23 protein-coding genes and 5 tRNA genes are annotated in these 24,845 nt (G+C 62.6%); 18 read left to right on the forward strand and 10 right to left on the reverse strand.

Going from position 1 to position 24,845, the window contains the following annotated elements; all coding sequences use genetic code 11:
* Positions 1-143 precede the first annotated feature (143 nt).
* Genes CW360_RS08165 through CW360_RS08185 form a run of 5 tightly spaced genes read left to right on the forward strand, consistent with a single transcriptional unit; the run spans position 144 to position 2,759 of the window.
* Positions 144-464 carry a DUF2288 domain-containing protein gene (locus CW360_RS08165; RefSeq protein ID WP_101193358.1) on the forward strand — a complete coding sequence of 107 codons (321 nt, stop codon included), beginning with the start codon at positions 144-146 and terminating at the stop codon, positions 462-464.
* A 19-nt stretch (positions 465-483) separates the two neighbouring features.
* A complete protein-coding gene (locus CW360_RS08170; RefSeq protein WP_093986396.1) occupies positions 484-858 on the forward strand; it encodes a DUF5064 family protein in 375 nt (124 codons plus the stop codon).
* 26 nt (positions 859-884) lie between these two features.
* Positions 885-1,772 (forward strand): NAD(P)-dependent oxidoreductase, encoded by an 888-nt coding sequence (locus CW360_RS08175; RefSeq protein WP_101193359.1) that lies wholly within the window; start codon positions 885-887, stop codon positions 1,770-1,772.
* Positions 1,769-2,554: a hydroxypyruvate isomerase family protein gene (locus tag CW360_RS08180; RefSeq protein WP_101193360.1), complete on the forward strand. Its 786-nt coding sequence runs from the start codon at positions 1,769-1,771 to the stop codon at positions 2,552-2,554. Before CW360_RS08175 ends, CW360_RS08180 begins: the two co-directional genes overlap by 4 nt.
* 1 nt (position 2,555) lies before the next feature.
* Entirely contained in the window at positions 2,556-2,759 is a 204-nt protein-coding gene (locus CW360_RS08185; protein ID WP_101193361.1) for a hypothetical protein, read from the forward strand.
* A gap of 54 nt (positions 2,760-2,813) precedes the next feature.
* Here CW360_RS08185 and CW360_RS08190 read toward each other — a convergent pair whose 3' ends face one another.
* The gene (locus CW360_RS08190) at positions 2,814-4,064 is read right to left on the reverse strand and encodes an OprD family porin (protein WP_101193362.1); all 1,251 of its coding nucleotides are present in this window, start codon (positions 4,062-4,064) and stop codon (positions 2,814-2,816) included.
* Between the two features lie 155 nt (positions 4,065-4,219).
* Complete coding sequence (locus CW360_RS08195) at positions 4,220-6,178, reverse strand: monovalent cation:proton antiporter family protein (protein ID WP_101193363.1); 1,959 nt, start codon at positions 6,176-6,178, stop codon at positions 4,220-4,222.
* 160 nt (positions 6,179-6,338) lie between these two features.
* On the opposite strand from CW360_RS08195, the gene CW360_RS08200 reads away from it, so the two are divergent.
* Both CW360_RS08200 and CW360_RS08205 read left to right on the forward strand, forming a co-directional pair.
* On the forward strand, positions 6,339-7,442 hold the full coding sequence (locus CW360_RS08200) for a DUF5610 domain-containing protein (RefSeq protein WP_101193364.1): 1,104 nt from the start codon (positions 6,339-6,341) through the stop codon (positions 7,440-7,442).
* 39 nt (positions 7,443-7,481) lie between these two features.
* The gene (locus CW360_RS08205; RefSeq protein WP_101193365.1) at positions 7,482-7,724 is read left to right on the forward strand and encodes a glutaredoxin family protein; all 243 of its coding nucleotides are present in this window, start codon (positions 7,482-7,484) and stop codon (positions 7,722-7,724) included.
* Positions 7,725-7,802: 78 nt separating this feature from the next.
* Here CW360_RS08205 and CW360_RS08210 read toward each other — a convergent pair.
* The 3 genes from CW360_RS08210 to gliR all read right to left on the reverse strand — a co-directional run bounded on the left by CW360_RS08210 (position 7,803) and on the right by gliR (position 9,615).
* Positions 7,803-7,879 (reverse strand) — tRNA-Pro (locus CW360_RS08210).
* Between the two features lie 62 nt (positions 7,880-7,941).
* Complete coding sequence (gene mobA, locus CW360_RS08215; RefSeq protein WP_101193366.1) at positions 7,942-8,532, reverse strand: molybdenum cofactor guanylyltransferase MobA; 591 nt, start codon at positions 8,530-8,532, stop codon at positions 7,942-7,944.
* 45 nt (positions 8,533-8,577) lie between these two features.
* Positions 8,578-9,615, reverse strand: a complete 1,038-nt coding sequence (gliR, locus tag CW360_RS08220; RefSeq protein WP_101193413.1) for an AraC family transcriptional regulator GliR — start codon at positions 9,613-9,615, stop codon at positions 8,578-8,580.
* Between the two features lie 114 nt (positions 9,616-9,729).
* Between gliR and CW360_RS08225 the strand changes: the two genes are divergently transcribed.
* From CW360_RS08225 to CW360_RS08245, 5 genes are all read left to right on the forward strand, one after another.
* Positions 9,730-11,325, forward strand: coding sequence for an FAD-binding oxidoreductase (locus CW360_RS08225; RefSeq protein WP_101193367.1), 1,596 nt, complete (start codon positions 9,730-9,732; stop codon positions 11,323-11,325).
* On the forward strand, positions 11,322-12,935 hold the full coding sequence (locus CW360_RS08230) for a glycerol-3-phosphate dehydrogenase/oxidase (protein WP_101193368.1): 1,614 nt from the start codon (positions 11,322-11,324) through the stop codon (positions 12,933-12,935). Before CW360_RS08225 ends, CW360_RS08230 begins: the two co-directional genes overlap by 4 nt.
* Complete coding sequence (locus CW360_RS08235) at positions 12,928-14,487, forward strand: FGGY-family carbohydrate kinase (RefSeq protein ID WP_101193369.1); 1,560 nt, start codon at positions 12,928-12,930, stop codon at positions 14,485-14,487. The genes CW360_RS08230 and CW360_RS08235 overlap by 8 nt, the downstream gene beginning before the upstream one ends.
* Before the next feature lie 142 nt (positions 14,488-14,629).
* A complete protein-coding gene (locus CW360_RS08240) occupies positions 14,630-15,556 on the forward strand; it encodes a chemotaxis protein CheV (RefSeq protein WP_093986409.1) in 927 nt (308 codons plus the stop codon).
* A gap of 243 nt (positions 15,557-15,799) precedes the next feature.
* Positions 15,800-16,603 carry an MOSC domain-containing protein gene (locus CW360_RS08245; protein WP_101193370.1) on the forward strand — a complete coding sequence of 268 codons (804 nt, stop codon included), beginning with the start codon at positions 15,800-15,802 and terminating at the stop codon, positions 16,601-16,603.
* Positions 16,604-16,700: 97 nt separating this feature from the next.
* Here the strand turns inward: CW360_RS08245 and CW360_RS08250 are convergent, their stop codons facing one another.
* Complete coding sequence (locus CW360_RS08250) at positions 16,701-18,626, reverse strand: transglycosylase SLT domain-containing protein (protein WP_101193371.1); 1,926 nt, start codon at positions 18,624-18,626, stop codon at positions 16,701-16,703.
* A 228-nt stretch (positions 18,627-18,854) separates the two neighbouring features.
* On the opposite strand from CW360_RS08250, the gene CW360_RS08255 reads away from it, so the two are divergent.
* Both CW360_RS08255 and CW360_RS08260 read left to right on the forward strand, forming a co-directional pair.
* The gene (locus CW360_RS08255; protein ID WP_093986412.1) at positions 18,855-20,777 is read left to right on the forward strand and encodes an ATP-binding cassette domain-containing protein; all 1,923 of its coding nucleotides are present in this window, start codon (positions 18,855-18,857) and stop codon (positions 20,775-20,777) included.
* A gap of 24 nt (positions 20,778-20,801) precedes the next feature.
* Positions 20,802-21,482 (forward strand): DUF6901 family protein, encoded by a 681-nt coding sequence (locus tag CW360_RS08260; protein WP_093986413.1) that lies wholly within the window; start codon positions 20,802-20,804, stop codon positions 21,480-21,482.
* A gap of 35 nt (positions 21,483-21,517) precedes the next feature.
* On the opposite strand, the gene CW360_RS08265 is transcribed toward CW360_RS08260, so the two are convergent.
* The 3 genes from CW360_RS08265 to CW360_RS08275 are packed head-to-tail and all read right to left on the reverse strand — an operon-like array spanning position 21,518 to position 23,431.
* Positions 21,518-21,952 carry a universal stress protein gene (locus tag CW360_RS08265; RefSeq protein ID WP_093986414.1) on the reverse strand — a complete coding sequence of 145 codons (435 nt, stop codon included), beginning with the start codon at positions 21,950-21,952 and terminating at the stop codon, positions 21,518-21,520.
* A 15-nt stretch (positions 21,953-21,967) separates the two neighbouring features.
* The gene (locus CW360_RS08270) at positions 21,968-22,642 is read right to left on the reverse strand and encodes a glutathione S-transferase family protein (protein WP_101193372.1); all 675 of its coding nucleotides are present in this window, start codon (positions 22,640-22,642) and stop codon (positions 21,968-21,970) included.
* Positions 22,643-22,666: 24 nt separating this feature from the next.
* Entirely contained in the window at positions 22,667-23,431 is a 765-nt protein-coding gene (locus CW360_RS08275; protein WP_093986416.1) for a hypothetical protein, read from the reverse strand.
* 259 nt (positions 23,432-23,690) lie between these two features.
* On the opposite strand from CW360_RS08275, the gene CW360_RS08280 reads away from it, so the two are divergent.
* From CW360_RS08280 to CW360_RS08295, 4 genes are all read left to right on the forward strand, one after another.
* A tRNA-Glu gene (locus tag CW360_RS08280) sits at positions 23,691-23,766 on the forward strand.
* A gap of 33 nt (positions 23,767-23,799) precedes the next feature.
* Positions 23,800-23,875: transfer RNA gene (locus tag CW360_RS08285), tRNA-Gly, on the forward strand.
* Positions 23,876-23,907: 32 nt separating this feature from the next.
* Positions 23,908-23,983: transfer RNA gene (locus CW360_RS08290), tRNA-Glu, on the forward strand.
* Between the two features lie 5 nt (positions 23,984-23,988).
* Positions 23,989-24,064, forward strand: a tRNA-Gly gene (locus CW360_RS08295).
* A gap of 58 nt (positions 24,065-24,122) precedes the next feature.
* Here CW360_RS08295 and lpxH read toward each other — a convergent pair.
* Entirely contained in the window at positions 24,123-24,845 is a 723-nt protein-coding gene (gene lpxH, locus CW360_RS08300) for a UDP-2,3-diacylglucosamine diphosphatase (protein ID WP_093986417.1), read from the reverse strand.

The raw sequence follows: 24,845 nt of genomic DNA on the forward strand, positions 1-24,845 counted from the left end.
GTCGCCTGTCATGGTCGTGTCGCCTGATTGAAATATTGATATAGAAAAGCGGCATTTATTGACTGCCTGATCAATAAAAAGCCTGGCTGGCGGCGTGGCCAGGCACAGGTATCATGTGCGCCTTTTCCAATGAGGAGAGCCGCATGAACGAAGAGACTAGCCTGCTTTATGCCAAGCTGCTGGGCGAGACGGCGCAGATCACCTGGGCCGAGCTGCAACCATTCTTTGCCCGTGGGGCGTTGCTTAGCGTGCAGCCGGGTGAGGATATGGTGGGGGTGGCCCTGGCCATGGCCGAGAATGACCAGGCGCGTCTGCGCGACTGGTTGCAAGGTGGGCAGTTGGTGCGCCTGAGCGATGACCAGGCGCAGGACTGGCAGGCTCGTGATCCGCTCCTTTGGGCTGTAGTGGTAGCGCCCTGGGTGCTGGTTCAGGAGCGTGACAGCGCTACACTGCCTGGTAACTGACCCGCAGGAGAAAACCCGCATGTTCAAGCCAGGCCATTTGCACAGGCAGCGTGCCCCCGGGGTGACTGATGTGCCGGACTACGTGGTAGACGTCTATTACGAGGTGCAGGAGGAGCCGGGCGAAGGCCTCTTGCTGTGCCTGACCATGCAGGGGGTCGTCGATGGCCGGGCTTTCACCGAGCAGGTGCGTTTGCATCGGGATACCGCCTTCAATTTTGCCGCAGTGCTGGGGCGTCTGGCCGGTCGTTACGGCCTGCCGCGTAATGCCAGTCCGATCATGCGCGAACATGCCGAGTATGATGCGATGTATCGCGACATCCGCGAGCGCCTTGGCGCGGTGAGTGGCGAACCCGTCGATTTCGCACACCTGGAGCAGGACTTGCGCCAGCTGTAACGCTGTTCAGTAGTTTGAGAGACATCATGCAAATCATGCCTTCCCTGGGCTTTGCCGGCATCGGCCTGATGGGCCTGCCGATGTGCCGTCGCCTGTTGGCGGCTGGTTATCCCCTGCGAGTGTGGAACCGCAGTGCGGACAAATGCCTGCCTTTATTGCAGGAGGGGGCCGGGCGTGTCGAAACCCCGGCCGAGCTGTGTGCTGATGCCGAGGTGGTCATGCTCTGCCTGGCAGACACGGCGGCGGTGCGCGAGGTGGTATTCGGCGCGGGTGGCCTGGTCGAAAGCGCCCGTCCTGGCCAGTTGCTGGTGGACTTCTCCAGCCTGGAGCCCGCGGCTACCCGTGAGATGGCGGAGGAGTTGTTGCAGCGCACCGGGATGCACTGGCTGGACGCACCGGTTTCCGGCGGCACGGCTGGCGCAGAGGCGGGTAGCCTGGCGATCATGGCCGGTGGTCGTGCGGACGATGTGCAGCGCGTGCGGCCGATTCTGGCGCATCTCGGACAACGCCTGACCCACATGGGCGAGGTGGGCGCGGGACAAGTCAGCAAGGTGTGCAACCAGATGCTGGTGGCGTGCAATGCGCTGGTGATCGCCGAGGTGGTGGCGCTGGCCGAGCGTAGCGGGGTGGATGCCAGCCTGTTGGCCAGCGCCCTGGCCGGTGGCTTTGCCGACAGCAAACCCTTGCAGATTCTCGCGCCGCAGATGGCCGCGAGCCAGTTCGAGCCGGTTCGCTGGCATGTGCGTACGTTGCTCAAGGACCTGGATACGGCGGTCAAGCTCGCCCGTGAGCAGGGCAGTGCCACGCCGATGAGCGGCCTGGCGGCGCAGTTGATGCGCCTGCATGGCAGCCAGGGCAACCTGTCGCGTGATCCGTCGACGTTGATCGAGATGCTGCGCGAGGCCTGTCCATGAAGATCGCCGCCAACCTCAGTCTGCTATTCAGCGAATTGCCGCTGCTGCACCGCGTACAGGCGGCGGTGGCGGCTGGCTTTTCCGGGGTCGAGGTACAGTTTCCCTATGAACAGCCGGCGATGCTTTGGCATGAAGCCTTGCAGCGCGCCGGCGTGCCGTTGGTGCTGTTCAACCTGCCGGCGGGCGATCTATTGCAAGGGGGACGCGGCCTGGCGGCACAGCCGGATTGCCGCGAGGCTTTTGCCGAGGGTCTGCAGCTGGCTTTGCGCTATGCCGCCTTGCTGCGGCCGCGTGCGGTCAATGTGCTGGCCGGTCGTCTGGTCGCCCCGCTAACCCGCGAAGTGGCCTGGCAAACCCTGGTGGATAATCTGCGGCAAACGGCCGATGCCTTTGCCATACTGGGCATCAAGGTGCTGGTCGAGGCAATCAACCCGCTGGATATGCCGGGATTCCTGATCAATACCCCTGAAGATCTGCTGCGCCTGCTGGATGATGTGGCACATAGCAATTGCCTGGCTCAGCTGGACCTGTATCACATGGCGCGGCAGGGGCTGGATATCCCGCAGGCTATCGAGTGCCTGGCGGGGCGCATCGGCCATGTGCAGTTTGCCGACTGCCCCGGGCGGGGACAGCCGGGCACCGGCAGCCTGGACTTTTCACGGGCGTTTGCAGCCTTGCACAAGGTAGGTTACGAGGACTGGCTGGCTGCGGAGTACCACCCGCAGGGCGAGACGCGCGAGAGCCTGGCTTGGCTGGCACAGTGGCGGGTATCGGGGGTCTGAAGTGAGCAAGGGGCGGGCAGCCTATCACCAGGCCCATCAGGCGCGGGCCGAAGCCGAAGCACAGCGCTTGTGGGCGCAACGTGAGGTTTTGCAGGGGCGCTGGCATGCCTGGGTGGCCCTGCAGCTCTATCAGCTGACACCTGCGCCTTATGCCAGCATGGTGCGCCGTGCGCTGCAGCAGCGGCGTGACGCAGCGGGCGAATGAGCGGCCTGGCAACCAGCCCGCCTTGTGGAAAGCGCGGACTGGTTGCGGCCTCGGTTACAGCAGGGGAATGGTGTAGCTGACGATCAGGCGGTTTTCGTCCAGATCGCCGATCGAGGCGTTGGAGCGCACCATGGCGTTGCGCCAGCGGAACGCCAGGTTCTTCAAGGTGCCTTCCTGGATGGTGTAGCTGATGTCCAGGTCGCGTTCCCATTCCTTGCCGTCGACGTTGCCGACCTTGAACTCGTCGCCGCGTACGTAGCGCACGAAGGCGTTCAGCCCGGGTACGCCGTAACTGGCGAAGTTGAGGTCGTAGCGGGCTTGCCAGGAGCGCTCGCCAGCGCGGGTGAAGTCTAGAATCTGCAGGTAGCTGGAAATTGCCGGATCGGTTTCCTGCAGGAACGGGAAGGGATTGTCGCCGTCACTGTGCTGATAACCCAGGCGGAAGGTATGCGCGCCGGTGTTGGCCGAGAGCATCAGGCTGGTCAGGTCGTTGTCGATTTTGCCGGCCAGCTGGCGGCCGTTCTCGTCAGAGTCGAAATAGCCAAAGACTGCACCGAGTTTCCATGCACCTACGGCCTGGTTGTGGCTCAGTTGCAGCAGCTTCTGGTCATAGACGTCCTGCAGTTCGGAGTACCACAGGCCGACCGCAGTATTGTCCTGGTTGAACTTGTAGTCGCCGCCGAAGTAGTTGAACCGATCACTGGTAGCCGTTGCCGCATAATTGCTGGCACGCATTTTCTGCATGTCGGTGGAGTCACGGTAGTTGACCTCGCGCAGCTGACCGGCATTGACGGTCAGGCCAGCGATTTCCTGCGAGGTCAGCATGGCACCATTGAACACTTGGGGCAGCAGGCGTGCATCACCCGAGGAGACGACCGGCAGCTTGGGCATTAGGCCGCCGACCTTGGCGACAGTCTTGGACAGGCGCACCTTGGCGGCGACCGCCGCTTCGGAATACTCGTCGCTGCCTTCGCTACCGTAGCTGTTGGGCAGCAGGTTGCTGCCGGCGCGATCGTCCGAGGAGCTGAGCTTGACGCCCAGCCCGGCATAGGCATCCAGGCCAAAGCCGATGGTGCCTTCGGTGAAGCCGGATTCGGCCTTGAGAATGAAGCCCTGGGCCCACTCCTCGCGTTTGGCCTGGCTGCCGGGGGCACTGTTGCGCAGGTCACGGTTGAAATAGAAATTGCGCAGTTCCAGAGTGGCCTTGCTGTCATTGATGAAGTCGGCCTGGGCCAGGCTGGGAAGGGCCAGGCCGGCGCCGGCGGTGGCCAGTGCTACCGCCTGGGCGAGCAGAGTGCGGCTCATGGTGGTGAGGTCTCCTGATTGTTCTTATGAATGCCGCCCTGTGCATGGAGGGGGCAATGTTGCAGCGCCGTGACTAAAACACGACAGCCGGCGGGCTGCCCTTAGACCATAGTCGAAACGTGGGAATTAACGCAGGCGCTGCCTGTCGTGCTGCTTCAGCTGGCCAGCAAGTGGGCTTCGCTGCTTTCAATGGCGGCCAGCGGGCCCGCCAGGAGCAGGGTGTCGCCAGCTTGCAGGCGCAATTGCGGAGCGGGGCTGAGCTCCTCGCCATGGCGGCGGATGCCCTGTATCTCGACGCCCAGTTGCTCGAGTTGTAGTTCGTCCAGGCTGCGCTGGCAGGCGCTGGCTTGCGCGCTGAGTGTCACTGCGTGCAACAGGGTGCGCGGCTGTTGATGTTGCCCCAGCAGGTCGGCATGACCGCCATGGTAGAAGCCATGCAGCAAGCGGTAGCGTCCGGCTCGTACGGCATCCATGCTCTGCTGTACCCGCGATTCCGGCAGGCCGAGCATGACCAGCGCGTGTGAAGCGAGCATCAGGCTGGATTCCAGCAGCTCCGGCACGACTTCATTGGCGCCCAATGCCAACAGGGCATCCAGCTTGCTATCGTCGCGGGTGCGAACCAGTATCTGCAGTTCCGCCTGCAGGCGCCGGGCCTGCTCGACAATCTGCAAGGCAGCCTCGCTGTTGTCCACGGCGACCACCAGCAGGCGTGCCTGGGCAATGTTCATGGCTTGCAGCAGATCGGCACGTCGGCAGTCGCCGTAGTGCACGTGATCTTCGCCGGCTGCCGCCTCCTGGACGCGTACCGGATCGTCATCGAGGGCAATGTAGGGGATGTTTTCGCGCCGCAGGAAGCGGCCGATGGATTGGCCGACCCGACCGTAGCCGCAAATCAGTACATGTCCCTGCTGGGCTTCGCCGCTGGCACTGATGGCCTCCAGTGAGCTGTCTCCGCTGTGGCGACGTTGCAGGCGTGCCGCCAGGCGCGGAGCACCACGCAGCAACAGGGGGGTGACGCTCATCGAGCAGAACACCGCCGCGAGCAACAGGCTGGCCAGATTGCTGTCGAGCAGCGTGCTACTTTGCATCTGGGCCAGCAGGGCAAAGAAGAACTCGCCGCCTTGCGCCAGGGCCAGGCCGCTGCGCCAGGCGACGGTTGTGGTATTGCCGCGCAGGCGCACCAGCAGGGCCACGATCAGCCCCTTGATAGCGATCAGCAGCAGCGTCAGGGCAATAATGGTCAGGCCATGACTGAGGAACAGGCGCAAGTCGATGAGCATGCCGACACTGACGAAAAACAGGCCCAGCAACACGTCGCGAAATGGACGGATGTCGGCTTCGATCTGGTGGCGGTAGTGGCTTTCCCCGAGCAGCATGCCGGCGAGAAAGGCGCCCAGTGCCATGGACAGGCCAAGCAGGTGGGTCAGCCAGGCCGTCAGCAATACGATGACCAGGGCCATGAGCAGGAACAGTTCATTGGAGCGTGCTGCCGCCACTTCATGAAACAGGCGCGGCAGCAGCCAGCGACTGGCCACCAGCAAGCCAATGAACAGCAGTACGGCTTTGCCCAGGGTCAGCGGCAACGCCACGTACCAGGCTTGCTCGGAACCGCCGCTGATCAGTGGCAGCAGGGTCAGCAACAGTACCGCGACCAGATCCTGGAAGAGCAATACGCCAATGGCGTTCTGTCCATGGGGGGTAAAAATCTCCCCCAGGCTGCTCAACTCCTTGCTGACGATGGCCGTGGAGGATAGCGCGAGGCCGGCGGCCAGGGTCAGCGACACGGCCAGTGACAGGCCGTATAGATGTAGCAGCGCCGCCAGTGGCAGGCTGGTACAGATGACTTGCAGGCTGCCCAGGCCAAATACCGTACTTTTCAGGGCTAGCATGCGTGGCAGGGAGAACTCCAGGCCGAGGGTAAACAGCAGGAACACCACACCCATTTCTGCAAGGATCGACATGTCCTGGCCGCCTGCGCTGATCCAGCCGGCGGCAAAGGGGCCACACAGCACGCCGACACACAGGTAGCCGAGCAGGGGAGGCAGGTTCAGGCGGCGGAACAAGGCAATGGTGATCAGTGATGCGACCAAAATGATCAGCAGGTTGGCGAACAAGATGAACTTCCCCCATGTCGATCTGCCAAGCATGCGATCTGCGGGTTACGGCGTCCAGCACGTCGACCGTCTGTCGCCTGCCTTGTTGACCTGACTCAAGCGTCGCGCCGCTCTGCCGTCATATAGGCATGCACAGCATGCTGCCAGTGAGGTAAACCCGATGAGCGCTCTCTCTTCCCTGACTGCTCAGCCGCGTGCGGCGCTCATGCCCGCTCCGCTCAGCAACGCCCCCTCGGCCGGCACGGGCGTGTTGGCCAATCGTCTGGCCGAGCGCCTGGGCGTATCGCCGTCCAGCCTGCAGGCGCCTACCGAGCAGTTCACTCCCACGCGGGTCGCCGAGCGTGTCTTGGGCTTCATCGAGCAGCGCTTGCAGCGCGAAGCAGCGGATGGCGCTGATCAGGAAAAGTTGCAGGGGCTTTTGCAGCAGGCCCGCGAAGGTATCGAGCAGGGCTTTGCCGAGGCGCGCAAGATCCTGGATGGGCTGGGTGTGCTGCAGGGCAAGATCGCCACGGATATCGATGAAACCTATGCGCGTCTGCAGGACGGTTTGCAAGGCTTGCAGGCCCGCACACTGCCGGCCGGGCAGGGCGTGGCAGCCCTGCAAATGAGTAGCGAACGTCTGACGGCGCGCAGCGAAACCTTCGAGCTACAGGTAACCACGCGCCAGGGTGATCGCCTGCGTATCAGCCTGGCGCAGGCTGCGCTGGACTATCGGCAGACCGATGTGAGTCTTTCCACTGCTAGCGAAGGAACGCGCCTGAGTGTCCAGCAGCGCAGTACCAGCTTGCAGGTAGGGAGCTTCATGGTGGTCGTGGAGGGCGATCTCAACGACCAGGAGCGTGGTGCACTGAATGACCTGCTGCGTCAGGTGCAAGGACTTTCCGGGCAGTTCTACGCGGGTGATCTGGCCGGGGCCTTCGACAGTGCGCTGTCTTTGAACATGGATGGCAGTCAGTTGGCGAGTATGTCATTGCGCCTGACCCAGACCCAGTTGCGTCAGGCCAGCGATACCTATGCCGCGGTGGCGCAGAGTGGCGGTCAGGGGCGTTCCGTTGGTAATGGCTTGCTGGCCGATTACGCACAGGGCCTGCTGCAGGCACTGCGTAGTGCCGAGACGCTGGTCGAGGCCTCCCGGGAGTTGCTGGAGCCGTTGTTGCAGGCGGCGTTCAGCCTGGACCCGCGCTTGAGCGATGTGCAGTTGCCGCGTGCCGAGCAACTCAACAGCCGCCTGCTCGATGGCCTGCAGCAGCGGCCTGCCGCCTGATAGACTGCGCGTCGGAATGGGTGAGCTGGGGCGCGGCATATGGCGATAGAGGTTCAGTTGCTAGGCACGTTGGGTTGTCACCTGTGCGAACAGGCTGAACAGCTGTTGATGCCCTGGTTGGCACGCGACGTGGTGGTCGAGTTGCTGGATATTGCCGAGAGTGAGGCGTTGGTAGCGCGCTATGGCTTGCGCATACCCGTGTTGCGTCGTGAGCGCGATGGCGCCGAGCTGGGCTGGCCGTTTGACGAACGCAGCCTGGCGGCTTTTCTGCAGGGGGGCTGATGGCAGCAGCCATAAAAAAACCCGCTTTCGCGGGTTTTTTTATGGGTCAACCTTGCTGGCAAGGTGACTCGGGATGTTTGGTCGGAGCGACAGGATTCGAACCTGCGACCTTCTCGTCCCGAACGAGACGCGCTACCAAGCTGCGCTACGCTCCGTTTGATGGCCGGCATTCTACCGAAAAAGTTTTGATGCACAAGGGGTTAGCGAAAGTTTTTTGTCATGCCCGAGGTGTCTGGGCGGCAGCCAGCAGCTCGGGGCTGTTGAGATTGGCCAGGCGTGGGTCGTCGATCGGGCATTGCAGTGTCTGGCAACCGAGCTGGCGCAGTACACGTTGCGGGCTGCGTTCGCCGGCCTGCCAGGCTGCCTCGATCTGTGCCTGCACGGCACGTGGAATCAGGCTGAACAGCGGCTCCAGATAATCGCCGCGCGACAGACAGACAGGCTGTGTGCCGGCGCGCTGCAGCAAGGTCAGGAGCAGTTGGCGATCCAGGCAGGGCGCGTCGCAGGGCAGTACCAGTAGGTGGGCATGGCGTGCCGCGGCCAGGCCAGCACGTATACCGGCCAGCGGGCCGGGGAAGTCTTCCTCGGCATCACGTACCAGCTGGTCGGCATAGGCGACGTAGTGTTCAGCGTTACGGTTGCAGGAGATGATCAGGTCATCGCTGAGCGGACGCACCAGTGCATGCAGCCAGGCAATCAGTGGCCGGCCCTGCCAGTCGATCAGTCCCTTGTCGCGCCCGCCCATGCGCTGGCCGCGGCCACCCGCCAGCAGCAGTACGGAACAAGGGGGCAGGTTGGCTGTGCTCATACGGCATTCTTCCTCAGCGGGGCGCGCTGTATAGCACTGCACTGCTTATCCGCCAAGCCCGCTGGTGGCTTTGTGCTGCTCGCGGTATTGCCCTGGCGTGCAACCGGTCCATTGCTTGAAACTGCGATGGAAGGAGCGTGTCTCGCTGAAGCCCAGGTAGGCGGCAATATCCTGGATGGGCAGTTCGCTGTGCTGCAGATAATGCTCGGCCAGTTCACGGCGCAGCTGGTCGAGGATCTCCTGGTAGCTGGTGCCGGCCTGTTGTAGGTGGCGTTGCAGGGTGCGCAGGGTCATGTGCAACTGCTCGGCAACGCGCTCTTTACGCGGCAGGCCCTCGCCGAGCATCTGTCGTAGCAGATTGCGCACCCGCTGGGGCAAGGGTTGTTGCTCATCGAGACGGGCCAGCAGACCGCTGGCATGTTGCTCCAGGGTGCGCAGCAGGCTGGCATCAGCCTGGCGCAGGGGCAGTTGCAGGTAGTCCTGGGGAATCAACAGGGCGTTGCAGGGTTGCTCGAACAGCACCGGGCAACCAAAGTGTTCCTCGTACTCGGCCTGGCGGCAGTCGGCTGGCCGGGCGTGTTCCAGCCACACTTGCTGCGGTGAGTAGTGCATGTCGGCAATCCAGCGCGCGAAGTGCAGCCAGGAGGCCAGCACGTTTTCGATCAGCTGGCGACGTACCGGCGAGTTGGGATAGTGGCACTGCCAGCTCAGCTGCACCTGCGTATCGTGCGTAGCGATATGGCTGGTGCCCATGTCGCCGACCAGTTTCTCATAGGGCAGGATGCGCGCCATGGCCTGACCGAGGGTGGCGCAGTTCATGGTGATGTAGCCCAGCACGCTCCATGAACCCGGTTGCACATAGCGTGCAGCATGCAGGCCGAACAGTGGATCGCCGGACTGCTCGAGGAGATTGAGCAGTAAGCGTTCGTGTTGTTCGCCGCTGATCCGCCGGCTGTTGTCGCTCAGCAGGTGGTTGTCCAGGCCGGCGGCTCGCAGCGCCGCCTGGCAGTCCAGGCCCAGCGCCTGAGCGTGGCTGAAATATTTGAGCAGAACCGCAACGGCGGTGTAGCCGAGACTGTGCATCTTGCTGATTTTGGCTCGATTGGCGAATGGGCTTGACCGCATCGGACAATGTCCGGCGCGCGCGGCTGGCTAGTATAGGCAGCCTGATCACATCACCGACAAGAGGAGCAGGGCATGCGGCGCTGGAACGGGTGGGGCGAGGAAGCAACTGAAGTCGAACTGCCGGCACATGGGGCGGCGTTTCTAAGCCAGCGGATTGGCGAGGGTCAGCCCTTGCACGATGCCAGCCTGGCCGAGGTGCTGGCCAAGGTGCCGCCGTCGCGCCTGCCCGCCCATCCGCTGGTCAGCACCGATGCCGAGCTGCGGGTGCGTCACGCCCGTGGGCAGAGCCTGCCGGACTGGCTGGCCATGCGCTCCGGGGAGTTTGGCCGGTTTCCTGATGGCGTGGCACTGCCGCAGAGCGCCGAGCAGATTCGCGAGCTGCTGCGCTGGGTGGCCGCCGAGGACATCTGTCTGGTGATCTACGGTGGCGGTACTTCGGTGGCCGGGCACATCAACCCGCCGGCCGTGGAGCGTCCGGTGCTGACGCTGTCGCTGGCACGCATGAACCAGTTGCTGGCGTTGGACGAGCAGAGCCGCCTGGCCACCTTCGGCCCCGGCGCCAGCGGCCCGCAGGTCGAATCGCAGCTGCGCGCACGGGGTTACACCCTGGGGCATTTTCCGCAATCCTGGGAGTTGTCGACCCTGGGTGGCTGGGTGGCCAGCCGTTCCAGCGGCCAGCAGTCGCTGCGCTATGGGCGTATCGAACAGCTGTTTGCCGGCGGCAGCCTGGAAACCTTCGCCGGCACCCTGGAGCTGCCGAGCTTTCCGGCCTCGGCCGCCGGCCCGGACCTGCGCGAGCTGGTGCTGGGCAGCGAAGGGCGTTTCGGGGTGATTTCCCAGGTCAAGGTGCGTGTCACGCCAGTGGCCGAGCAGGAGCGTTTCTACGCCGTCTTTCTGCCGGACTGGACGCGGGCCTTGCAGGCTATCCGCGAGCTGGTGCAGGCGCGCATTCCGTTGTCCATGCTGCGCCTGTCCAATGCCGTGGAAAGCGAAACCCAGCTTGCCCTGGCCGGGCATCCGCGGCAGATCGCCTGGCTGGAAAAATACCTGGCCTGGCGCGGCGCGGCTGCCGGTAAATGCCTGATGACCTTTGCGGTCACCGGCAACCCGGCGCAGAACGCCTTGTCGCTGCGTCAGACGCAACGTCTGCTCAAGGGCTTTGGCGGGGTATTCACCGGCACCCTGCTGGGTAACAAGTGGGCGCAGAATCGCTTTCGCTTCCCCTACCTACGCCATGGGCTGTGGCAGGCCGGGTATTGCGTGGATACTCTGGAAACCGCCTGTGACTGGCCGCATGTCGATCAGTTGTTGCAGGCGGTAGAGCACAGCCTGCGCGAAGGCCTGGCCGATGAGGGCGAGCGGGTGCATGTGTTTACCCACCTGTCGCATGTCTACGCACAGGGTTCGAGCATCTACACCAGCTACGTCTACCGGCCCGGTGGTGATTATGCCCAGGCCCTGGCCCGCTGGCAGCGTCTCAAGCATGCCGCCAGTCAGGCCATCGTTGCCAACCATGGCACCATCAGCCACCAGCATGGCGTAGGGCGTGACCACGCACCTTACCTGGCGGTAGAGAAAGGGGCGCTGGGCATGGCCACTCTGCACAGCCTGGCGCAGCATTTCGATCCGCAGCAGCGTTTGTTGCCCGGCGTGTTGCTGGAGTCCTGAGCATGGTCTGGAATGCGCAATGGCGGGCCGCTGCGCTGCCTGCGCTGCTCGCGCAGCCGTGGGACCTGCTGGTTGTTGGCGGGGGGATCAGCGGGGCGGGGATTCTGCTTGAGGCGGCGCGTGCCGGTTGGCGCTGCCTATTGCTGGAGCAGCGCGATTTTGCCTGGGGGACGTCCAGTCGTTCCTCGAAAATGGTGCATGGCGGTCTGCGTTATATCGCCCAGGGCCAGCTGGGCCTGACCCGGGCTGCGGTGCGTGAGCGCCAGCAGATGCTGCGCGAGGCGCCGGGGCTGGTCGAGCCGTTGGGCTTCCTGTTTCCCCATTACCGCCGGGCGTTTCCCGGGCCACGGGCTTTTGGCGGCTTGCTGGCGCTGTATGACGCGCTGGCCGGTCAGCGCAACCGTGCCTATCACGACCTGTGCCGGCTGGGCTATCTGCAGCCCGGTTTGCAGCCCCAGGAGCTGCGCGGCGCCAGTGGCTTTGTCGATGCGTTGACCGATGATGCGCGGCTGGTCATGCGCGTGCTGCATGAAGCGCGCGCAGCCGGTGGCGAAGCGCTGAGTGGCGTACAGGTGCAGGGGCTGCTGCATGCGCCGGATGGACGGGTCGAGGGCGTGCAGCTGCTTGATCGGGAAAGCGGTCTGCGCAGTGAGCTGCGCTGCCGCATGCTGGTCTGTGCGACGGGCAGCTGGGCCGGGCAACTACAGGCGCCGGCTGGCACTGAACGGATCCGCCCGCTGCGTGGCAGTCATCTGTTGTTGCCGCACTGGCGCCTGCCGGTCGCCCAGGCGGTGAGCTTCATGCATGCCCGCGATGCGCGCCCGGTGTTCGTCTACCCCTGGCAAGGCGCCACCGTGGTCGGCACCACGGATGTTGACCACGCCGAGCCTCTCGACGAAGAAGCACGCATCAGCCCGGCCGAACTGGAGTACCTGCTGGCCGCCTGCGCTCAGCAGTTTCCCCAGGCGCGCATCGTGGCCGGCGACGTGCTGTCCACCTGGGCGGGTGTGCGTCCGGTGGTCAGCACAGCCGGCAGCCAGCGTGCGCCCTCGGCGGAGAAGCGCGAGCATGTGCTCTGGCAGCAGCCAGGCTGCCTGACCCTGGCGGGCGGCAAGCTGACCACTTTTCGCCTGCAAGCCCGCGAGGTCATCAAGGCCTGTGCCGCCAGCCTGGGCGAGGCCGTACCAGCCTGTCCGGCGCATATCTTCTCCTCGCCGCAAAGCGTAGCGTTGCCCGCCGGGCTTGGTGTGGATCAGCAGCGTCGCCTACGGGGCTACTACGGCCCGCTGCTGGAGCGCCTGGTCGAGTTGCTGGCGGTGTGGGGACATGGCTGCGTGGCACATACTCAGGTCCTCTGGGCCGAGCTGGCCCAGGCCTGCGAGGCAGAACAGGTGTTGCACCTCGATGACCTGCTATTGCGCCGTACCCGCCTGGGCCTGCTGTTGCCCGAGGGTGGGCGGGCCTGGCTGGAGCCCATAGGCGCGCTGTGCCGTACCTGCCTGGGCTGGGATGAAACGCGCTGGCGTGAGGAAGCCGAGCGCTACCAGACACTCTGGCAGCAGTGCTATAGCCTGCCCGCCGCCTACCATGACGAGCTCGACTATGCCTGAAGCCAATTACCTGCTGGCCATCGACAACGGCACGCAAAGCGTGCGTGCGCTGCTGTTCGACCTGCAAGGCAACCTGCTGGGCAAGGGCAAGGTCGAGCTGCAGCCCTACTACAGCAGCCAGCCCGGCTGGGCCGAGCAGGATCCCGAGTATTACTGGCAAAGCCTTGCTGAAGCCTGCCGGCGCCTGTGGGCCAGCGTGGATATCGACAAGGCACGGATTGCCGGGGTGTCGCTGACCACCCAGCGCGGCACCCTGATCAATGTCGATGAGCAAGGCCGCCCGCTGCGCCCGGCCATGCTCTGGCTGGATCAGCGCCAGGCGGCACCCGGCCCGGCCATGCGTGGTCCCTGGGCCTGGTTGTTCAAACTGTTGCGTGAGGAACAGACGATTGCCTATTTCCGCGCGCAGGCCGAGGCCAACTGGATTGCCCAGCAGCAGCCGGAGGTGTGGGCACGCACCCATAAGTTCCTGCTCCTCTCGGGGTTCCTGACCCATCGCCTGTGTGGACGTTATGTCGACTCTACGGGCAGCTGTGTCGCCTACCTGCCGTTCGATTACCGGCGTTTGCGCTGGGCCGGCCCGCGTGACTGGAAGTGGCAAGCCATGCCGGTGCGCCGGGAGATGCTGCCGGAGCTGCTGCCGCCCGGTGAGTTGCTGGGCCATATCACCGAGCAGGCCAGTGCGCTGACGGGCATTCCCGTCGGGCTGCCAATGATTGCCGCGGCGTCGGACAAGGCCTGCGAGGTGCTGGGTGCCGGAGCGCTGGATGCGCATATCGCCTGCCTGTCCTACGGCACCACGGCGACCATCAACACCACGCGGGCCGACTATGTGGAAACGGTGCGGCATATTCCGCCCTATCCGGCGGCCTTGCCGGGCCACTACAACACCGAGGTGATGATTTTTCGCGGCTTCTGGATGGTCAGCTGGTTCAAGGAGCAGTTTGCCCACGACCAGCGCCAGCGTGCGCTGGATCTTGGCGTGGAGGTGGAAACGCTGTTCGACGAGTTGGTCAACAGTGTGCCGGCCGGCTCCATGGGGCTGATGTTGCAACCCTTCTGGTCGCCGGGGATTCGCGAACCGGGGCTGGAGGCCAAGGGCTCGATCATCGGCTTTGGTGATGTGCATACCCGCGCGCACCTGTACCGGGCCATTCTCGAAGGGCTGGCGTATGCCCTGCGCCAGGGGCGCGAGCGTATTGAACAGCGTACCGGTACGCCGATCACACGCCTGCGGGTCTCCGGGGGCGGTTCGCAAAGTGATGCGGCCATGCAGCTGACCGCGGATATCTTCGGCTTGCCAGCCGAGCGGCCGCACCTTTATGAAACGTCCGGGCTGGGCGCCGCGATCGACTGCGCGGTGGGGCTGGGCCTGCACGCCGACTTTGCCTCGGCGGTGGCGGCCATGACCCGCGTCGGCCAGGTGTTCATGCCGCAGCCTGAAGCGCAGGCACGTTATGAGCGGCTGTATCGTCAGGTCTACCTGCGCATGTACCGGCAATTACGCCCGTTGTATCGCAGTATTCGCGAGATAACCGGTTATCCAGCGTGAACCTTGCCGGCTGCCTGATGCTGGCGGTTGTCGCGCGGCTGGGCCATGATGAAGGGGCCTGTCCGCTCAAGAGATGAGCGCCCAGGCCGATAGCAAGCCTGATTCGGGGAAAATCCCGTCGTTTTCTCCTGGGGAGCACGCAATGGCCGGCATTCTCGATACGGTGGATCAACGCACCCAACTGGTGGGTGAGAACCGCCTGGAAATTCTCATGTTCCGTTTGGTGGGCCGGCAGTTGTTCGCCATCAACGTGTTCAAGGTGCAGGAAGTTCTGCAACTACCGAAGCTGACCCTGATGCCGCATCGCCATCCTTATGTGTGTGGCGTGGTCAACCTGCGTGGGCAGACCCTGCCGGTGATCGATCTGTCGCAGGCGATCGGCATGCGCCCACTGGTGCCCAGCGAGCAGAGCACCATCATCGTCACCGAGTACAACCGTTCGGTGCAGGCGTTCCTGGTGGGTAGTGTCGATCGCATCATCAACCTGAATTGGGAGTCGATCCTGCCGCCTCCCGGCGGGGCAGGCCGCCAGCACTACCTGACGGCTATTACCAAGGTCGAGGAACAGATCGTCGAGATCATCGACGTGGAAAAGGTGCTGGCGGAAATCAGTCCGATGAGTACCCGGGTGTCCGAGGAAAAGCTTGCCGATCCGGTTCTTGAGAAAGCCCGTGGCCGTGAAGTGCTGCTGGTTGATGACTCCACCGTAGCGCTCAATCAGTTGCGCGAGACCCTCGCGCAACTGGGCATACGCACCCATAGCGCCAGCGATGGCCTGCGTGCCTTGAATCTGCTGAAAAAGTGGGCCGATGAAGGGCAGGACATGACGGAGCGCCTGCTGATGATCTTTACCGATGCGGAAATGCCGGAAATGGACGGCTATCGGCTGACCACGGAGATTCGTCAGGACCCGCGTCTGCGCGACCTCTACGTGGTCTTGCATACCTCGTTGTCGGGAAGTTTCAACGAAGCGATGGTGAAGAAGGTCGGCTGTGACAACTTCCTCTCCAAGTTCCAGCCTGACCGCTTGGTGGAAGTGATCCGCGAACGTTTGTTGCGTGACCGTTGACCGCCTGGGCGAGGCCGCTGGCATAGGCTTGGCGGCCCCTAAAAACAGACGCTACGTAGCGCGGCAGAGTAATCGCAGCGTAACTGCACAAGCTCGGCGCGCGGGGCTACTCTCTTGAGCTGATTGCTCTGGCAGCGCCGCGGGGCCCTTGATCTTTTGTCTGTGCCTGGTCGGCTGTCTGTTCTTGGACTGACCCTCGACAAGGCTATAAACCGCCTTTCAGTGAACGCAGGGAGTGCTGTCGTGTTGCAGTTGAGCCAGCTTTACCGATACCCGTTGAAGTCCGGCGCTGCCGAGCTGCTGCGCAGCGCGTGGATTGATGCGCTGGGCGTACAGGGTGATCGGCGCTGGATGGTGGTGGATGAGCAGAATGGGCGCTTTCTCACGCAACGCCTGTTGCCTGCGTTGGGCCGCATCGTCGCCCGCTGGCAGGGTGAACAGCTGCTGCTATGTGCACCGGGCTGTGCGGATCTGCTGGTGCGGGTCACGGATCACGCTGCCGCCCGGCGCATAGTGCAGGTGTGGCGTGACACCCCGCAGGTGGTCGATGCCGGTGAGGCGGCGGCACACTGGCTCAGTTGCCTGCTGCAACGCCCCTGCCGGCTGGTGCAGATTACCGAGGAGACGGCGCGCCAGGTCGACCTGCAATATGCCCGTCCCGGCGAGCGGGTAGGCTTTGCGGATGGCTTCCCGCTGCTGCTGATTGGTGAGGCGTCCCTGCAAGCCCTGAGTGATGAAGTGGGCCGGCCGCTGGAGATGTTGCGCTTTCGCCCCAACCTGGTGGTGTCGGGTAGCCCGGCCTATGCCGAAGATGGCTGGCAACGTATCGCCATTGGTGAGTTGACCTTTCGCCTGGTGAAGCCCTGCGGCCGTTGTGTGATGACCACTCTGGATCCGCAGACCGGCGAGCGTAGTGCGGACAACGAGCCGTTGGCTACTCTCAAGCGTTTGCGCCAGCACAACGGCGAGGCGTTGTTCGGACAGAATCTGATTGCCGAAGGCTGTGGCGAGTTGCGCCTGGGAATGCCGGTGCGCGTGTTGCAGTAAGTCGCGTAGGCAGGCTTGGCAAAGGGCCAGCAGGCCTTGCAGCCTGCTGCGCATACAACCTCGGGTGTTGTCGGTTTAGCTCTGGGCGGGCAGGCCTTCAGGGTGTGAACTCGCGTTCGTGCCATTCCACCAGTTTCTGCGGGCTGCCCAGCTTCTGTCCGTAAATGACCGCGTAAGTCAGTACGTTTTGTACGTAGCTGCGCGTTTCATCGAAAGGAATGTTCTCTACCCAGACATCGAATGGCAGGTGGCGCGTGTCTTTCAACCACTGGCGCACCCGACCCGGACCGGCGTTATAGGCTGCGGAGGCGAGGATGCGGTTGCCATTGAACTGGCCGTAGACCTGGCTCAAGTAGGCCGCGCCCAGTTGGATATTGGTCTGCGGATTGAGCACATTCTGCGGATTGGCCAGAGGGATCTGGAAGCGTCGGGCAGTTTCCTTGGCGGTAGCCGGCATCAGTTGCATCAAGCCCATGGCACCGGCGTGCGAGCGTGCATCGGCCATGAAGGCGCTTTCCTGGCGGGTGATGGCAAATACCCAGCTGGAGTGCAGGCCGCGTAGTTTTGCCTGTTGCCGCAGTGTCTGGCTGTGCGGCATGGGGAAGCGCACTTCCAGGTCATCCCAGTACTGCGCTTGACTGATGCTGCGGATGGCTGGGAAATACCATTCCATTTCATAACCCAGACGTGCCTGGGCGAGGAGTTCTTCGCGGCTGAACAGGCGGCTGGCGTGGTACCACTCACGACGTGCGTCGACGATCTGCCCACGCGCATGGAACTCCACGGCACGGCGAATGGCCGCAGCGTTGCGAACCTTCTGCATGACCTTGGGGGCGACGGGCGCAGGCTGGTGGCGCAACTGATAGGGCTGCTGCAGCTGGTCGGCAGCGAGGAAGCCGTAGAAGTCCCGTTCATTGGCCACCGGCTGGTAGAGACCGATGGCTGCACTGTTCTGCGGCTGGGCCAGTTGCAGGCTGCGTGCCTGCCAGTAGCGCCAGCGATTGCTGCCGGCCAGCTCGCTGGGCATTTTTCGGGTCAGCTGGTACAGCTCGTCCCAGCGGCCATCGCGCATCAGCAGGCGTGCACGCCATTCGCTGACGGTATTGTCGCGCAGTTGCGGGTCGTACTTGGCCATGATCGCCAGCGCCCGGGCATCGAAGCGGCGCGCCAGGGTCAGGCCGATCTCGCGGGCGATAGCCACTTTTTCCGTATCGGAAAATGCCAGGCGCGGTGAGTAGTGCTCCAGCAGGCGCAGCGCCTGCTCCGGGTCCTGGCGTGCCAGGCGGCGCAGGCCCAGGCTGACCACATCGGCCGTGGCACTGTCGGTCTGATTGAAACGACTGGTTTGGGCGATTGCCGCGGGATTCTTGGCGACCTCTTGGAGCAGGGCGCCCTGCTGCGACAGGCTCGGCAGGTCTTTGATCAGGAAGGCCAGCAGGCCGAAATTACGCTCCTGGGCGGCCAGTTTGGCACGTTGCCAACGCAACGCTTCACTGAGCAGGCCTTCCTCGCGCCAGCGTTGAAACAGCGGATCGCAGGCATTGTGCTGCGATTTGCCGACCAGCCAGAGTTTTTCTGCCTGGGCCCGTGCCTGCGGCAGCAGGTTGGCTTGATACAGGTACAGACCATACAGGCAGTCCAGCTCCGTGAAGTTCAGCGCGGGATCATAGTGAGCAGCGAAACGCGGCCATTCACCGCGTTCAGCCAGCCAACGCAGCCAACGCAGCTTCATCCAGCCGATCTGCGGAAGGTCGCCGTGTTCGATGAGAAACTTCTCGATTTCATCGTTACTGGCCCATTTCAAGCGATGGGTCAGCTCGTCATAGGCGAGGTACGCGGTCAGCGGATAGTCGCGCAAGGCCTGGGCGTGGCGTTTGTAGGGAGCGCTGTCGCCCTTGGCCAGGGCGCGCTTGGCTTCATCGTAGAGCAGGCGCTGCTGGGCCAGGGAGGTGGCCTGGGCGCTGGCCAGGGGGAGCAGGGCAAGCAGCAGGCAGGTCAGCAGGCGAGGTAGAGGCAACAGCATGGCTTTTCCGCGAATCGAACGAACAGGGGGCGCGATGGCACCGGCGGGAGGCTAGATTAGCGGTTGGTCAGGCGTCCCGGAAGCCTTGTGCAAAGCGTTGCAACGAGTTTTCTAGCGCCCGGAAGCAGTGCGACAGGCGTCGCATTATCCCCGTCCTGCACAGAAAAATGCCGGCAATGTGCCACGCTAACTCGGTTAGAATGCGCGCCCTGTTTCCGGAGGCTGCCCATGACCCTGCTCAAGTTCACCGATGTATCCCTGGCCTACGGCGCCATGCCGTTGCTGGACAAGGTGTCCTGGCAGATCGCGCGCGGTGAGCGGGTGTGCATCATCGGCCGCAACGGCACCGGAAAGTCGAGCATGCTGCGCCTGGTGAAAGGCGAACAGAAAGCCGACGATGGTGAGATCTGGCGCGCACCGGCCTTGAAAATCGGCGAACTGCCTCAGGAGTTGCCGCGCGCCGATGAGCGTACGGTGTTCGATGTGGTGGCCGAGGGCTTGTCCGGCGTGGGTGAGCTGCTGGCGCGTTACCATCAGCTCAGTCAGAACATTCACAGTGAGGCCGATCTTGAGCAGCTCATGCATGTACAGCAGGAGCTGGAAGCCAAGGATGGCTGGCGTTTGCAGCAGTTGGTCGACAGCACGCTAAGCCGTTTGCAGTTGCCTGCGGATAAGACACTGGCCGAACTGTCCGGTGGCTGGCGACGCCGAGTGCTGCTGGCGCAGGCGCTGGTTTCCGAGCCTGATCTGCTGCTGCTGGATGAGCCGACCAACCACCTGGATATTGGTGCCATCGCCTGGCTGGAAGAAGCCTTGCAAGGCTTCAATGGCGCCGTGCTGTTCATTACCCACGACCGGGCTTTCCTGCAGAACCTGGCCACGCGCATTCTTGAGCTGGATCGCGGTGGCCTGATCGACTGGAATGGCGACTATGCGAGCTTCCTCGTGCACAAGGAGCAGCAACTGGCGGCTGAAGAAACCGCCAATGCGCTATTTGACAAGAAGCTGGCCCAGGAAGAGGTGTGGATTCGTCAGGGTATCAAGGCGCGTCGTACACGTAACGAGGGGCGTGTGCGCGCGCTCAAGGCCATGCGTGCCGAGCGTGCCGAGCGACGCGAGCGTCAGGGTAAGGCCAGTTTCCAGCTGGAAACGGCCGACAAGTCCGGTAAGCAGGTCATCGTCGCCGAGCAGGTGAGTTTCGCCCATGCTGGGGGAGAAACGCTGCTCAGGGATTTCTCGCTGGTCCTGCAACGTGGCGATCGGATTGGCCTGCTCGGTGCCAATGGCACGGGCAAGACCACTCTGCTCAAGCTGTTGCTGGGTGACCTGCAGCCGAGCAGTGGGCAGATTTTGGTCGGTACGCGCCTGGAAGTGGCATATTTCGACCAGTTGCGTCACCAGCTCGATCCGGAGAAAACCGTCGTTGATAACGTCTCGGAAGGGCGCGACTTCATCAGTATCGATGGCCAGAATCGTCATGTGCTCAGTTACCTGGGCGATTTTCTGTTCAGCCCGCAGCGTGCGCGTACGCCGGTCAAGGCGCTGTCCGGGGGGGAGCGGGCACGTCTCTTGCTGGCCAAGCTGTTCAGCAAGCCGGCTAACCTGCTGGTGCTGGATGAGCCGACCAATGACCTGGATGTGGAAACCCTCGAATTGCTGGAGGAGGTGCTGCTGAACTTCCCGGGAACCGTGTTGATCGTCAGCCACGACCGGGCTTTCCTCGACAACGTGGTGACCAGCACGCTGGTCTTCGAAGGGCAGGGCAAGGTGCGTGAGTATGTTGGCGGCTACCAGGACTGGCTGCGCCAGGGCGGAAGTATCCGTCTGTTGGGCGTGACGGAGCAGCGTACCGGCAACAAGATGCCGGTTGCCGAAGCTGTAAGTAGTGCGCCAGCGCCTGTTGCAGTTGCCAGCACACCGGGCGAGTCGAGCAAGAAGAAACTCAGCTACAAGCTTCAACGTGAGCTGGAAGCGCTGCCGGCGCAGATCGAGTCGGTCGAAAAACAGTTGGCCGAGGTGCAGGCACAGATTGGCCAGCCATCATTTTATCAGCAGCCTGCGGCACAGACCCAGGCCGTACTGGCTCGTTTGCAGACCCTGCAAAGCGAGCTGGATGCCTTGCTTGAGCGTTGGACTGAATTGGAAGCGTAAGCCTTAGGAATGCACGGAGCGGCCATGGCCATTGAGTACCGTATTACCCTGGATGATAACCACGAGTTCAACTATCGCATCGAGGTGGAGCGCCCAGCCGAGCAGCCGGCGGAGGCGCCGAGCTGGACGCGGCTAGAGTACAACCAGTGCAGCAATTGCCCGCTCAAGAAGGAAAGCTGTAGCCACTGCCCTGCCGCGGTTGATCTGCACAGAGTGGTAGAGGATTTCCACGGCTTGCCGGCCTTCAAGAAGGCGCGGGTTTGGGTGCGCACGCCGGAACGGGAGTACAGCAAGCATGTCGGCCTGGAAGAGGCCTTGCGTTCCCTGTTGGGCTTGATCATGGCGACCAGCGCCTGCCCGGTGCTGTCTCGCCTCAAGCCGATGGCCTACCAGCATCTGCCTTTTGCCAGTAGTCAGGAGTTCATCCTGCGCACCATTTCCCTGTATCTGGCTCGCCAGTATTTCAACTTCCGTGAAGGGCGTAGGCCGGATTGGGAATTGCGCGGCCTGGTAAAGAACTTCCAGCAGTTGCAACTGGTTAACCAGGCGTTGTGGCAGCGTATCCACGATACCTGCGAAGGGGACTCCAATCTCAAGGCGTTCCTGTCGTTCTTCTCCATGGCGTCAAGCATGACCTATTCGCTGGAAACCCAGCTGCAGAAGATCCGTCCGATGGTGATGAGTGCCGGTGACGCTGCTGAATAGCGGGTTCCGGCTGGCTCACGCCTGTTCCGGGTGAGTCAGTCGGCCAGGTGGACGGCCAGTACATCCAGCCGGGCGCCGTGTAGTAGTTCGTTAGCCGTGGAACCCAGCAGTAGAGCCAGGCCATGGCGTCCGTGGCTGCCAACGACGATAAGGTCGCAACACAGCTGTTCGGCGAGGCTGTGGATTTCATGCCGCGGCTGACCGCTTAGCAGGTGTCTGTCTTCGTCACGCAGAGCGCTGTATTGCGCAGCGAATTGCCTGAAACGCTGCATGGCTTGTTCGGTCTGTTGTTGCTGGAGCAGTGACAGGTCCATGGGGACGTCGGCAGCAAAGGCCATGGCGAGGGGTTCTATGACGTGTACCAGGCTGAGCCGGGCTTGGCTGCACTGAGCCAATGCCATGGCCCGCTGCATGACCGCATGACACTGTTCGCTGAGATCCACGGCTACCAGAATGTGCGTGTAGGGCATGCTGCTCTCCTGGGGTCAGGGCTGGGTATGGCGCGCCTTGTGCAGTTTGGCGAGCAATTTTTCCTCACTGGCCAGTATGTCCTGTAACGCAGGTCGTGCTACGCAGCGTGCAAAGAGCCCGGCCAGTCCCGGCCAGCGCTGGCTGTCCAGGATTTCTCCGCCATGACGCATGTTGATCAGTTGGCAGCACAGCGCCAGGTCAGCCAGGCTGAATGCATCACCGAGCAGATAGGCCTGGTTGCCCAGCTGTTTTTCCAGGTAATCGAAGTGGGCCGGCAGGCGTTCCTCGAGGGCCTTGCGGACGATCTGCTCGTCGCAGGGTTGCCCCATGCTCGGCTGCAGAACGCGCTGGCGGAAAATCGCGAAAGTGGCGTGTGGCGCCAGTTCATAGTCAGCGTATTTCTCCAGCCACAGTACACGAGCCCGTTGTCGTGCATTGCTACCGTACAGGGCCTGCGGATGGGCGTGGGCTTCGGCCAGGTACTGGCAGATGACGCTTGAGTCGGCTAGTTCGAAATCACCATCGCGCAGGGCAGGAATGCGTCCCAGTGGGCTGAGTTGGTAGTACCACTGTGGTGGATTGAAGGGCAGAACCATCTCCAGCTGATAGTCCAGGCCTTGTTCTGCCAGATACCAGCGCACCTTGCGAACAAAGGGGGAGAGGGCGGCGCCAAATACGCAGAGGCTCATGCTCGGCTCCTTGCTAGTGGACGGTTAAAAAGATTTTTTCTTCCAGTCGTCTTCTTCATCCAGGGCTTGCAGCCCTTCGGTCAGTGCGTTGCTGAGGTTTTCGTCGGGAGCGGAGGCTTGCAGTACCAGCGCATTGATACGCTCGAGCTGCTGTTCAAAAAGTTGCAGGGCTTTCTGATGCTTGGCTGGTTCAGGCTGCTTCTTCAGGTATTGCACGCCGCGCTCGATTGCCAGGCGGGCTTGTCGTGGTTCATTTTTCTGCAGGTAGTGCTGGCCCAGGTTGCTGAACAGTTCGATGTGCGTGTGTACCAGTGCCTGGCGAATCTCGCCGGCCCATTGCTTGCTTTCTGCAGCGCTGAGTTGCTGCTCCTGGGTGGCGCGGGTCAGCAGGCTATGGAAATTTTCCAGGAGAAAACGGATTTCCTTGGCTTGCGCCTCGTTGCTGACAGCGCGAGGTGCATTGCGTACGGGAATGCCATCTGCTTTTGACACCAGATTGCGCAACTCCTCAATACGAGTGCGCAGGTCGCTGTTGTTCTTTTCCAGGGGCAGCAATCGCTCGCTGAGCTTGAGCTCCATGTTGCTGAGTAGCAATTTCATGGCAGGGGTCATCAACTGACCGGGCATGCTTTCCGATACGTCGGCACAGCGACGGATACGGTCTTGCAGGTCGGCGCGCTGGCGTGCCTTTTCCAGTTTGCTGTTTTCCACCACATGGTTGATGTAGGCAATGCTGCCGAGAAGAATGATGCCGATGACAATCAGTAGGGTGATCAACAATGGCGACACGGGACTGCTCTCTTCACTGGATATGCCAAGGAGTGTAGTGCCTAGGCGTGTCGGCTGATAGAGGTGAGGGACTTTTTGCGCCAGGCCGACGTTTGGCGAGCTAACGGATGATACGAAGGTTGGGCTGAAGTCTTTGATTTTAAAAATGTTTGCAAGAGGCTTGACGCCCGTCTGCAGGCTCCATAGAATGCGCGCCACTTCCACTGACAAGCCGCAAGGCGGTTGATGGTAAGTGTTGAAACGTTGGTTTTGCTGCTGTGTCCCCTTCGTCTAGTGGCCTAGGACACCGCCCTTTCACGGCGGTAACAGGGGTTCGAGTCCCCTAGGGGACGCCACTTAAGTGGCGTCACTGGCACGGTAGTGATAGAGCGGGAATAGCTCAGTTGGTAGAGCACGACCTTGCCAAGGTCGGGGTCGCGAGTTCGAGTCTCGTTTCCCGCTCCAGTTTCAAGCAGACGGTACTTTTAGTATTGTTTGTCCCCTTCGTCTAGTGGCCTAGGACACCGCCCTTTCACGGCGGTAACAGGGGTTCGAGTCCCCTAGGGGACGCCATGTTTGCGGGAATAGCTCAGTTGGTAGAGCACGACCTTGCCAAGGTCGGGGTCGCGAGTTCGAGTCTCGTTTCCCGCTCCAAATTTAAAAAGCCAGTCTAACGACTGGCTTTTTTTATTCCTGAAAAAAGCCTTGTTGGCTAGTCCAGCGCAAAGGCTTCCAGTCGTGCTTCCTGTGCGGTGATTTCCAGTGCCCAGCCTTGTTGGTCCCAGTCGCCGAGGACGATGCGTTCGCCTGGTTGTTCGTTGACCTGCAGCGAGTGACGTGCGGGGCGATGCGTGTGGCCGTGGATCAGTCGTTGTACGCCGTGAAGTTGCATCTGGCGCAGAACTTCCTCGGGCGTGACGTCGACAATGTCGTTTGCTTTCATGCGCACCTGGTTGCGGCTTTCGTTGCGCAGTTTGCGGGCTAATTTGTGGCGTGCCGAGAGCGGCAGGTGGCGCAGAATAAACAGCGTTGCCGGGTGGCGCAGGATACGACGTAGCTTCATGTAGCCGAGGTCGCGGGTGCACAGGCTGTCACCGTGCATGAGTAGCGTGGGGATGCCGTAAATATCGATGCAGGTGGGGTCGTTGAGTAGTTGGCAGCCGGCGCGGCGACAGAACGCCTGGCCGATCAGGAAGTCGCGGTTGCCGTGCATCAGCCCTATGCGTGTGCCGTGTTCGCTGAGTTGGCGCAGTTCATCGGCAATTTGCTGCTGTAGCGGTGACATGCCGTCATCGCCAATCCATGCCTCGAAGAAGTCGCCGAGTATGTACAGCGCTTCGGCCTGTCGTGCGCGACCATGCAGGAAATGCACAAACGCCCGGGTGATATCCGGGCGTTGTTCTTCCAGGTGCAGATCAGAGATCAGCAGGATCAT

This window comes from Pseudomonas fluvialis (genome assembly GCF_002835605.1).
Classification (GTDB): Bacteria; Pseudomonadota; Gammaproteobacteria; order Pseudomonadales; family Pseudomonadaceae; genus Aquipseudomonas; species Aquipseudomonas fluvialis.